The 11,384-nt window shown below is 63.7% G+C and carries 6 protein-coding genes and 1 pseudogene; 5 read left to right on the top strand and 2 right to left on the bottom strand.

Going from position 1 to position 11,384, the window contains the following annotated elements; translation table 11 throughout:
- A pseudogene (locus BMY68_RS00005) lies at window positions 1–1,216 on the bottom strand (autotransporter domain-containing protein); the annotation flags it as partial.
- Between the two features lie 710 nt (window positions 1,217–1,926).
- Window positions 1,927–2,841, bottom strand: coding sequence for a DMT family transporter (locus tag BMY68_RS00010; RefSeq protein WP_085530098.1), 915 nt, complete (start codon window positions 2,839–2,841; stop codon window positions 1,927–1,929).
- 200 nt (window positions 2,842–3,041) lie between these two features.
- On the opposite strand from BMY68_RS00010, the gene aceK reads away from it, so the two are divergent.
- The 5 genes from aceK (at window position 3,042) to BMY68_RS00035 (ending at window position 11,256) form a co-directional block, all read left to right on the top strand.
- Window positions 3,042–4,763 (top strand): bifunctional isocitrate dehydrogenase kinase/phosphatase, encoded by a 1,722-nt coding sequence (aceK, locus tag BMY68_RS00015; protein ID WP_085530099.1) that lies wholly within the window; start codon window positions 3,042–3,044, stop codon window positions 4,761–4,763.
- A 221-nt stretch (window positions 4,764–4,984) separates the two neighbouring features.
- The gene (hrpA, locus tag BMY68_RS00020; RefSeq protein WP_085530100.1) at window positions 4,985–8,896 is read left to right on the top strand and encodes an ATP-dependent RNA helicase HrpA; all 3,912 of its coding nucleotides are present in this window, start codon (window positions 4,985–4,987) and stop codon (window positions 8,894–8,896) included.
- Between the two features lie 331 nt (window positions 8,897–9,227).
- The gene (locus BMY68_RS00025) at window positions 9,228–10,349 is read left to right on the top strand and encodes a beta-ketoacyl-ACP synthase III (protein WP_085530101.1); all 1,122 of its coding nucleotides are present in this window, start codon (window positions 9,228–9,230) and stop codon (window positions 10,347–10,349) included.
- 65 nt (window positions 10,350–10,414) lie between these two features.
- A complete protein-coding gene (locus BMY68_RS00030; protein WP_009042639.1) occupies window positions 10,415–11,029 on the top strand; it encodes an RNA polymerase sigma factor in 615 nt (204 codons plus the stop codon).
- The gene (locus BMY68_RS00035; RefSeq protein WP_085530102.1) at window positions 11,023–11,256 is read left to right on the top strand and encodes an anti-sigma factor family protein; all 234 of its coding nucleotides are present in this window, start codon (window positions 11,023–11,025) and stop codon (window positions 11,254–11,256) included. The genes BMY68_RS00030 and BMY68_RS00035 overlap by 7 nt, the downstream gene beginning before the upstream one ends.
- Window positions 11,257–11,384: the final 128 nt, after the last annotated feature.

Consider the following 11,384-nt stretch of genomic DNA (forward strand, 5'->3'; position numbering starts at 1 on the left):
CATTGCCGGCGCCGCCGACGATCAGGGTCTTGTCGGTGGAGAGCGTACCGTTGTCGACGCTGACCGTACCGCTTGAGCCTTTTTGGGCAGCAATGACGGTGTTGCCAGCGGTCTGTACCTTGGCGCCGTTGGTCAGCGACAGCGAGCCGTTGCCCGATTGGCCGACGATCATGTCGCCCAGGCTTTTCCAGAGGCTGCCCGCGCCATCGAGGCTAGCGGTGCCAGTGGAGCCCAGGTCGGCAGCGATGATGCTGTCCTGGCTGTTGACCTGACCGCCGTTCTTGATGTCCAGGACGCCGTTGCCGGCGCCGCCGACGATCAGGGTCTTGTCGGTGGAGAGGGTCCCGTTGTCGACGCTGACCTTACCGCTTGAACCTTTTTGCGCCGCGATCACGGTGTTGCCAGCGGTCTGCACCTTGGCGCCGTTGGTCAGCGACAGCGAGCCATTGCCCGACTGGCCCACGGTCATGTCGCCGAGGGTTTTCCAGAGGCTGCCCGCGCCATCGACGCTGGTGGTGCCATTGGAGCCCAGGTCGGCGGCGATGATGCTGTCCTGGCTGGTGACCTGGCCATCGTTCTTGACCTGCAGGGTGCCGTTGCCGGCGCCGCCGACTACCAGCCGCTTGTCGCTGGTCAGCGTCGAGCCGCTGTCGACGATAAGGGTGCCGGAGGCACCGCGGTCTGCGCCGATCAGGGTGTCGCCCTGGGAGCGGGCCTTGGAGCCGTTTTTGAGGGTCAGGTCGGCCGATCCGCCTTTGCCGACGATCAGGTCGCCGCCCGTGTTCACTGTCGCGCCGTTGTTGAAGGTGGCCTTGCCCGTGGAGCCCTGGACGGTGCCCAGGGTGAAGCTGTCACCGATGTTCAGCTTGCCGTTGGCGCCGACATTCAACTGGCCCAGGCCATTGTTGGCGGTGCCGACGTTCAGGCTGCCGACCGTTCGCGCGCTGTCCAGTTGCGCGACCTGGTTGTTGCGCCCGGCGAGCGGTCGGTCGATGTTGACGACGTCATTGCTGGCGGGAGCGCCGTTGCTCCAGTTGCCACTGTTTTCCCAGGCGTTGCTGTCGTCGACGCGATAGGGATTGCCGTCCTGGTCATAGGCAATGTGATGCGCGTCTCCGGTCCAGTTCGTCGTAGCGAGTACGGCCGGGGCGAAGGAGCTCAACGCCAGTGCGACGGCGAGCGCGGTGCTGGAGGGTCTGAAGCTGTGGGGTGTCATGGTTTTCTTTTCCAAGGCGGTGCCTGTGTGGTCGGAGGGGTGGAAATGGCGTTGAGTGCGCTATGGATCAGCGGCGCGCGCCGGGGGTTGAAAGCGTTCGATGGCCGCACAGAGGCGCGAGGCGCTTCCTGGCCGGGAGAGGAGTTTTCTGGCTATGAAGTGCAATAGGACCGGTGCTGTAACAGTGCGGCCTGAGAGATCTGTTCATAAGCGTTGAATAACTGATCAAGTTGTCTGGGGAAGTTGTGAACGGGCCGGTAACTTAATAAAGAAGAAGGCGGGAATATACGTGGGGAGAGAGGTTGGGAACTTTTTTTAAACTTTTCAGAAATATCTTTATGGTGGTCGAGAATAATCTTTGTTGGTTGTGGTTAGTTCGTTGTTGTTATCAGTGGAACTCTCTGGTGCGGGCTTTTTTTGCGAATTTTGTTCAAGTTTTATGGGGTTTGGACGAGGGGGTGAAAGGCGGGAGTAAAAAATAAAGACGGCGGGGTAATGGTTTTTTTCTTGAGGGGATATTTTTATTGAGAGAGCAGTATTTGTTTTTAGAAGGCGATGATTTTTATTGTTTTAAGTCCTTTTGCCGAAGGGCGGAAGTTACGGTGTCCGATAGGCGGTTCGATTCCGCTCAAGCCTGATCGAGACTGTCATGCAAGTGGCGAGCGCGCCCATGTTTCAGGGCCGCTCGCAATGCCGGGGAATCGACGCGATCAACGATCCGCCAGTTCCCGGGGCGAGGCGACCCGGGCCCCTGGCTTGAGGACCAGCCACAAGGCCGCGGCGATCAGCACGCCGCCATACAGGTGAGCCATGGACAGCGGCTCGTCCAGCAGCAACGCGCCCCACAGCACCCCGAACGGCGGGATCATGAAGGTCACGGTCATGGATTTGACCGGGCCGATCGAGCTCAGCAGGCGGAAATACAGGATGTAGGCAAAGGCGGTGCAGGCCAGGCCCAGGCCCAGCAACGACAGCCAGACGCTCCAGCCGCCCCAGCTGGCGGGCGGCTGGCTGATGGCGCTGTAGGCGAAGATCGGTAGCAGGAACAGGCTGGCGCCGAGCATGCTGCCCAGGGCCGAGAGGCGACTGTCGAGGCCGCCGGCCTGGTCCAGCCAGCGCCGCGCGAGGAAGCCGGCGAAGCCGTAGCAGGTGGTGGCGAGCAGGCAGGCCAGCGCGCCCAGCAGCAGTTCCAGGTCGAATGCCATGGGGCCGGCACGGGTCAGGATGCCCACGCCGAACAGGCCCAGGCTGACCCCGGCGATTTTTGGCGGGGTCAGTTTTTCATGGAAGAACAACCCGCCGATCAGCACGCCCATCAACGGCGTGGTGGCATTGAAGATCGCCGAATAACCGGCCGGCAGCACCAGGGCCGCCACCGAATACATAGTGGTGGGGATGCCGGAGTTGATTACGCCAAGCAGCAGCACGGTCTTGAACTTGCCCTGGAAGTCCCAGCTGATGCGCATCAACGCAAGGATCACCAACAGGCCGGTGGCGGCGATGGAGACACGAAAGAAGGCCGTGGGAATGCTGCCGATCACTGGAGCGATGATGCGCATGAACAGAAAACTCGCGCCCCAGATCGCGGCCAGGGACAACAAACGCAGGGTATCGACAAGTCTCACGGCGCAACTCCTTTTAATAGGCCGTTCAACGGCCCTTTTTTCAGCAGGGCGAGAGTGTTGCCGAGAGATAGGGCGCGGGCAATCGCTATCTTGCGGTTGAATGGGCGGCCGCCTTCGCTATCTGCGCAAAATTGCACTTCTCCTGTACCCGGTTCACTGGCTAAGCTCAGGCCTTTCCGAATTCCCGCAGAGGTCTCACCATGCCGCAGAAATGGCCCGCCGCCGATATCGCTCGAACGATCCTCGATGGCTTCGACGATTACCGCGAGCATTTTCGCCAGATCACCGACGGTGCCCGGGCGCGCTTCGAGCAGGCGCAGTGGCAGGAGGCGCAGACCGCCTCGGCGGCACGGATCAACCTGTACGAGGAAAAGGTCAGCGAGACCGTGGAGCGGCTGCGCGCGACCTTCGACCTGGAGACCCTGCTCGACGTCAATCAGTGGCCGCTGGTGAAAAGCGCCTATATCAGCCTGATCGACCTGCGCTTCGACGATGAGCTGTCCGAGACCTGGTACAACTCGGCCTTCTGCGGCCTGTTCAGCCATGACCTGATCAGCGACGGCTGCATGTTCATCCACACCACGCGGCCGAGCCTGCGCCGCGCCCGGGCCGCGCAGACCCGCACCTACCGGCCGCAAGGCCATCTGTCGACGATGCTCGAACAGATTTTCGTCGACTACAGCTTCAGCGAAGCCTACGCCGACCTGCCCGGCGACCTGCGGCGCCTGGAGTCGCAGCTGCGGGAGAACCTGCCGGACTGGGTGTGCAAGGACCCGGAACTGGCGGTGGAGTTGTTTTCCTCGGTGCTGTACCGCAACAAGGGCGCCTACCTAGTGGGGCGCATCTACACCCATGACGAGCAGTGGCCGCTGGTGATTCCGCTGCTGCACCGCGAAGGGCGGGGCATCCAGATCGACGCGCTGATCACCGACGAAGCCGATGTGTCGATCATCTTTTCCTTCACCCGCTCCTATTTCATGGTCGACGTGCCGGTGCCGGCGGAGTTCATCGGTTTCCTCAAGCGCATCCTGCCGGGCAAGCACATCGCCGAGCTGTACACCTCCATCGGTTTCTACAAGCACGGTAAGTCCGAGTTCTACCGGGCGCTGATCAACCACCTAGCCAACACCGACGACCAGTTCATCATGGCCCCGGGCGTGCGCGGCATGGTCATGAGCGTGTTCACCCTGCCGGGCTTCAACACCGTGTTCAAGATCATCAAGGACCGCTTCTCGCCGTCGAAAAACGTCGACCGCGCCACGGTGATCGAGAAGTACCGCCTGGTGAAAAGCGTCGACCGGGTCGGGCGCATGGCCGATACCCAGGAGTTCGCCGATTTCCGCTTTCCCCTGGGCAAGTTCGACCCCGCGTGCCTGGAGGAACTGTTGGAAGTCGCGCCGTCCACGGTGTCGGTGGAGGGCGATACGGTGCTGATCCGTCACTGCTGGACCGAGCGGCGCATGACCCCGCTCAACCTCTACCTGGACCACGCCAACCCGGCTCAGGTGCGCGAGGCGCTGGAGGACTACGGTTTGGCGATCAAGCAACTGGCCGCGGCCAACATCTTTCCCGGCGACATGCTGCTGAAGAACTTCGGCGTCACCCGCCATGGCCGGGTGGTGTTCTACGACTACGACGAGATCTGCTTCCTCACCGAGGCCAACTTCCGCCACATTCCGGCGCCGCGTACCCCGGAGGACGAGATGGCCTCCGAGCCCTGGTATTCCATCGGCCCGCTGGACGTGTTCCCCGAGGAATTCCCGCCATTCCTGTTCGCCGACGCCGGGCAGCGCAAGCTGTTCGACCAGTTGCACGGCGAGTTGTACAACGCCGATTACTGGAAAGGCCTGCAGGAGGCCATTCGCGCCGGCAAGGTGATCGATGTGTTCCCGTACCGGCGCAAGGAACGGGACAACGAATAAGCCTGCACCGCACGCCCCTGTAGCCGCTGGCGCAGCCTGCGTCCGGGGACGAAGTCCTCGCAAAACCGCTGCTCGCGGTACATCAGCAATACGCGGGAAGCAGGTTTACGGCGGCTTCGCAGCCGAACGCAGGCTACGCCAGCGGCTACAAGGATCTCGTTCGCTCGTTAAATCTGCGACAATCCGCCCCCTGCATAAATAAGACGACCCTTGCGTACCCGATGACTTCCGAATCGCCTGCAATCGACCAACTGCTGAAAACCCTCGACCACGCCATGCTCGCCGACCGTCACCGGTTGCGTCGGCAGCTGCTTGAGCTGCGCAAGAAGCCCGACGAGGCCAAGCTTGGGCAGTGGGTCGAGCGCATGCAGGCGTCCTGCGCCCAGGTGCTGACGCGGCGCGCCAGCGTGCCGTCGATTCGCTACGACGACAGCCTGCCGATCGCCGCCAAGCGCGACGAGATCAAGGCGGCGCTGCAAAAGTACCAGGTGCTGATCATCGCTGGCGAAACCGGCTCGGGCAAAACCACCCAGTTGCCGAAGATCTGCCTGGAAATCGGTCGCGGCCAGCACGGCCTGATCGGCCACACCCAGCCCCGGCGGATCGCCGCGCGCAGCGTCGCCAGCCGGGTCGCCGAAGAGCTGGCGACGCCGCTGGGTGCCCTGGTGGGGTATCAGGTGCGCTTCGAAGACCAGAGCGATTCCAACACCCTGATCAAGCTGATGACCGACGGCATCCTGCTGGCGGAAACCCAGAACGACCGCTACCTGGAACGCTACGACACGATCATCGTCGACGAAGCCCACGAACGCAGCCTGAACATCGACTTCCTGCTGGGCTACCTGAAGACCCTGCTGCCGCGGCGTCCGGACCTCAAGGTCATCATCACCTCGGCGACCATCGACCTGGAGCGCTTCTCCAGGCACTTCGACGACGCGCCGATCGTCGAGGTCTCCGGCCGCACCTTCCCGGTGGAAACCTGGTACCGCCCGCTGACCCTGGAGCAGGACGAAGAGGGCAACCGGGTCGAGGACGACCTGACGGTGGACCAGGCGATCCTCGCCACCCTCGATGAAATCGCCGCCCATGAGCGCAGCGAGCGCCGCAGTCCGGGTGACGTGCTGGTGTTCCTGCCGGGCGAGCGGGAGATTCGCGACGCCGCCGAAATGCTGCGCAAGGCCCAGCTCAAGCACACCGAGATCCTGCCGCTGTACGCGCGCCTGTCGCCGGCCGAGCAGCAGCGGATTTTCCAGTCGCACCCGGGCCGCAGGGTAGTGCTGGCGACCAACGTCGCCGAGACCTCGCTGACCGTGCCGGGCATCCGCTACGTGATCGACAGCGGCACCGCGCGCATCAGCCGCTACAGCTATCGGGCCAAGGTCCAGCGCCTGCCCATCGAGGCGATTTCCCAGGCCAGCGCCAACCAGCGCAAAGGCCGCTGCGGCCGAGTCGAGCCGGGCATCTGCGTGCGCCTGTACAGCGAAGAGGATTTCAACGGCCGTCCGGAATTCACCGACCCGGAAATCCTGCGCACCAACCTGGCGGCGGTGATCCTGCAGATGCTCCATCTGCGCCTCGGTGAAATCACCGCATTCCCCTTTATCGAGCCGCCGGATGGCAAGGCCATCAGCGACGGTTTCAACCTGCTGCAAGAACTCTCGGCGGTGGATCGCAACAGCCAGCTGACGCCGCTGGGCCGCCAGCTGGCGCGCCTGCCGGTGGACCCGCGCATGGGCCGCATGCTGCTGGAAGCGGCGAAGCTGGGTAGCCTGCAGGAAGTGCTGATCGTCGCCAGCGCCATGTCGATCCAGGACCCGCGCGAGCGGCCGCCGGAGCGCCAGCAGGCGGCCGACCAGGCCCACGCGCAGTGGAAGGACGCCGACTCGGATTTCGCCGGCCTGGTCAATCTGTGGCGCGGTTTCGAAGAACAGCGCCAGGCGCTGACCGCCAGCCCATTGCGTAACTGGTGCCGCAAGAACTTCCTCAACTACTTGCGCCTGCGCGAGTGGCGCGACTCCCATCGCCAACTGAGCCTGATCTGCCGCGACCTGCAATTGAGCCTGAACAAGGAGCCGGCCGATTATCCGAAGCTGCACAAGGCGGTGCTGGTCGGGCTGCTGAGCCAGATCGGCCAGAAGACCGAGGAGGGCGACTACCTCGGCGCCCGCCAGCGGCGCTTCTGGATTCATCCGTCGTCGGGGATCGGCAAGAAGCGCCCGCAATGGCTGATGACCGCCGAACTGGTGGAAACCACCAAGCTCTACGCGCGCATGGTGGCGAAGATCGACGCCGACTGGATCGAGCCGCTGGCCGGGCACCTGATCAAGAAGAACCACTTCGAACCCCATTGGGAGAAGAAGCGCGGGCAGGTGGTGGCCTACGAGCAGATCACCTTGTTCGGCCTGATCGTGGTCGGTCGTCGCCCGGTGCATTACGGCCCGGTGGACCCAGTGGTGTCGCGCGAGCTGTTTATCCGCGAAGGCCTGGTGCGTGGCGAGATCCAGTCGAAAGCCAAGTGCTTGAGCGCTAATACGCGGCTGCTCGAGCAGCTCGACGAGCTGGAAGCCAAGGCCCGGCGCCGCGACATCCTCGCTGACGAGGAGACCCTGTTCGCCTTCTACGATGCGCGCTTGCCGGCGGAGATCCACCAGACCGCGACCTTCGACAGCTGGTACCGGGTGCATAGCCAGAAAGACCCGCAGTTGCTGATCATGCGCGAGGAAGACGTGCTGGCCCGCGAGGCCAGCGAAGTCACCGCCATGCAGTACCCGGACACCCTGCAGATCGGCGATCTGGAACTGGCCCTGAGTTACCACTTCGAGCCCAACCATCCACGGGACGGCGTAACCCTGCGGGTGCCGGCGCCGCTGCTGCCGGCCTTGCCCGCCGAGCGCCTGGAATGGCTGGTGCCGGGGCTGGTGGAAGCCAAGTGCATCGCCCTGGTGCGCAACCTGCCCAAGGCGTTGCGCAAGAACTTCGTACCGGTGCCGGACTTCGTCAAGGCGGCCCTGGCGCGTATCGATTTCGCCCAGGGCTCGCTGCCCCAGGCCCTAGGCCGCGAACTGCTGCGCATGACCGGGGCGCGGGTCAGCGACGAGGCCTGGGCCGAGTCGGCGCAACAGGTGGAAAGCCACCTGCGGATGAACCTGGAAATCGTCGACGCCCAGGGCAAGTTCCTCGGCGAAGGCCGCGACCTGGCCGAGCTGACCGCGCGTTTCGCCGAGGCCAGCCAGGCCGCCCTGGCGGTGCCGCAAACCGCGAAAAGCCAGCAGCCGGTGGAAGCCAAGGTGTTCGCCGCGGTGGCGGAGAAAACCCAGCAGAAGATCGCCGGGCTGTCGATGACGGTGTATCCGGCGCTGGTGGAAGAGGGTGGCACGGTTAAGGAGGGGCGTTTCTCCACTCCGGCCGAAGCCGAGTTCCAGCATCGCCGCGCCTTGCAGCGCCTGTTGCTGCAACAGCTGGCCGAGCCGGCCAAGTTCCTGCGCAACAAGTTGCCGGGGCTGACCGAGCTAGGCCTGCTGTATCGCGAACTGGGGCGCGTCGATGCCCTGGTGGAAGACATCCTGCTGGCCAGCCTCGACAGCTGCGTGCTGGAAGGCGAGGACAGCCTGCCGCGCGATGGCGCCGGCCTGGCCTCGCTGGCCGAGCGCAAGCGCGGCAGTTGGACCGAGCACGCCGAGCGCCTGGCGCGCCTGACCCTGGAGATCCTCAAGCTCTGGCATGGCCTGCAAAAGCGTTTCAAGGGCAAGATCGACCTGGCCCAGGCGGTGGCGCTGAACGACATCAAGTCGCAGCTAAGCCATCTGGTGTACCCGGGGTTTGTCCGCGAGACCCCGGCGCAGTGGCTCAAGGAACTGCCGCGTTACCTCAAGGCCGTCGAGTTGCGTTTCGAGAAACTCGGCAGCCAGGTGCAGAAGGACCGGGTCTGGAGTACTGAGCTGGCCGGCCTGTGGAACCAGTACCAGGCGCGGGCGAGCAAACATGCCCAGGAAGGCAAGCGCGACCCGCAACTGGAGCTGTACCGCTGGTGGCTGGAGGAGTACCGGGTCTCGCTGTTCGCCCAGCAATTGGGCACCAAGGCGCCGATTTCCGACAAGCGCCTGAACAAGCAGTGGAGCCAGGTGGAAGCCTGATGCGCTGTAGCCGCTGCCGCAGGCTGCGTAAGGCCCCGCAGGGGCCTCGAGGGCCTCAAGAGCGCGACCGCTTCGCGCTCGATCGCAGGCTTCGCCAGCGGCTACAGGATCGGCGATGTTGCGCCGACTACGCTTGCCGATGGGGCCAAACGCCGGCGTTTATGGCAAACTTCGCCGTTATAAATGCCGGCCCCGCGGTTTTGAGCGTTCGCCGCCCGGGCAAAGCGGAATAAAGCGATGTCAGGTCCTATTCCGCCCGTCGGGATAGACCATTTACGGTTTGGTACGACGGTGCCAATACCTTCTGCCTGAACAGAATAGAGGAACGACCGTGCATAACGTCGTCATCAGCGGCACTGGCCTGTACACCCCGGCCAACAGCATCTCCAACGAAGAGCTGGTGGAGTCTTTCAACACCTACGTGCATCAGTTCAACGCCGACAACGCGCAAGCGATCGAGCGCGGCGAGGTTCAGGCCCTGACCGAATCCAGCGCGGCCTTCATCGAGAAGGCCTCCGGCATCAAAAGCCGCTTTGTCATGGACAAGGACGGCATCCTCGATCCGCGGCGCATGGCCCCGCGCCTGCCCGAGCGTTCCAACGACGAATGGTCGGTGCTCTGCCAGATGGCCATCGGCGCCGCCGAACAGGCCCTGCAACGCGCCGGCAAGACCGCCGCGGACATCGACGGGGTGATCGTCGCCTGCTCCAACCTGCAACGCGCCTACCCGGCCATCGCCATCGAAGTCCAGGAAGCCCTGGGCATCGCTGGTTTCGGTTTCGACATGAACGTGGCCTGCTCCTCGGCCACCTTCGGCATCCAGGCGGCCTGCAACAGCGTGCAACTGGGCCAGGCCCGGGCGATCCTGATGGTCAACCCGGAAGTCTGCACCGGCCACCTGAACTTCCGTGACCGCGACAGCCACTTCATCTTCGGCGACGCGGCCACCGCGGTGATCATCGAACGGGCTGACCTGGCCACCTCGCCGTACCAGTTCGACATCATCAGCACCAAGCTGCTGACCAAGTTCTCCAACAACATCCGCAACAACTTCGGCTTCCTCAACCGCGCCGCGGAAGAGGGCATCGGCGCGCCGGACAAACTCTTCGTGCAGGAAGGCCGCAAGGTGTTCCGCGACGTCTGCCCGATGGTGGCGGAACTGATCGCCGAGCACCTGCAGGAAAACCAGCTGAACGTCAGCGACGTGAAGCGTTTCTGGCTGCACCAGGCCAACCTCAGCATGAACCACCTGATCGTCAAGAAGCTGCTGGGCCGCGAGGCCACCGAAGAGGAGGCACCGGTGATTCTCGACACCTACGCCAACACCAGTTCGGCCGGTTCGGTGATCGCGTTCCACAAGAACCAGGACGACCTGCCCGGCGGCTCGCTGGCGGTGCTCAGCTCGTTCGGCGCCGGTTATTCGATTGGCAGTGTGCTTCTGCGCAAGCGTTGACAGTCTTATGGATCGCAGCCGCTGATTCAGCGGTTGCGATCCTGGATTCCGATTACGAGGCATGAATGTCCGCAGCTGACGACACGCAACTGCTTGAACGCCTGTTGGCCGGCGAGCAAAAGGCCTACAAGGAACTGGTCAGCACCTACCAGAGCGCGATGCGCGCCGTGGCCTACGCCATTGTCGGCCAGCGCCACGCCGACGAAGTGGTGCAGGATGCCTGGCTGTCGGTGGTGCGCAACCTGGCCGGTTTCCAGGGGCGTTCCAGCCTCAAGACCTGGCTGCTGACCATCACCGCCAACTCGGCGAAAAGCCGCTACAAACAGAACCGCCGCGAAGTCCTGCTGGATGACCTGCCGGCACCCCACGGCACCATCGGCGACGAACGTTTTTCTTCCTCTGACGGTCACTGGCTGGTGGCGCCGTTCGCCTGGCACGCCGATACCCCGGAAGCCCTGCTCACCGAGGCCGAGCTGCGCGAATGCCTGGAGCACACTTTGCTGAGCTTGTCGGAACTGCAAGGCAGCGTGTTGACCCTGCGCGAGCGCCAGGGCCTGGAGCTGGAGGAAATCTGTAATCTTCTGGACATTTCCCTCTCCAATGTCCGGGTGCTGCTGCACCGGGCGCGGCTGAAGATTTTTGCTACGGTGGAGCACTTCGAGGAGACCGGCCAATGCTGACCTGCAAGGAACAAGTGGCACGCTCCAGCGACTATCTCGATGGTCAGCTGAGCTTTCGCCAGCGCCTGATCCAGCGCCATCACCTGTTGTTCTGCCCCAATTGCCGGCGTTTCCTGCGGCAGATGCGCCTGATGCAGGCCACCTTGCGCAAGATGCCGGAAGCGCCCGTGGCCGATATCGATGCGCTGGCCGAACGCCTGGCCGCCGAGCGCAAGCGCAACACCTGATTCACCCGACAATCCTCCCGTAGCCGCTGAAGCCTCGAGGCCCTCAAGAGCGCGACCGCTTCGCGCTCGATCGTAGGCTTCGCCAGCGGCTACACCAACGCCTGCAAGGTGTACGAGTTCCTGTAGCC

It is taken from the genome of Pseudomonas sp. NFACC41-3 (assembly GCF_900109505.1).
Lineage (GTDB): Bacteria > Pseudomonadota > Gammaproteobacteria > Pseudomonadales > Pseudomonadaceae > Aquipseudomonas > Aquipseudomonas chlororaphis.

Coding starts and splice junctions, on each gene's coding strand:
- aceK (WP_085530099.1), top strand. CDS start 3,042: ATGCCGCAGAAATGGCCCGCCGCCGATATCGCTCGAACGATCCTCGAT.
- BMY68_RS00035 (WP_085530102.1), top strand. CDS start 11,023: ATGCTGACCTGCAAGGAACAAGTGGCACGCTCCAGCGACTATCTCGAT.
- BMY68_RS00030 (WP_009042639.1), top strand. CDS start 10,415: ATGTCCGCAGCTGACGACACGCAACTGCTTGAACGCCTGTTGGCCGGC.
- hrpA (WP_085530100.1), top strand. CDS start 4,985: ATGACTTCCGAATCGCCTGCAATCGACCAACTGCTGAAAACCCTCGAC.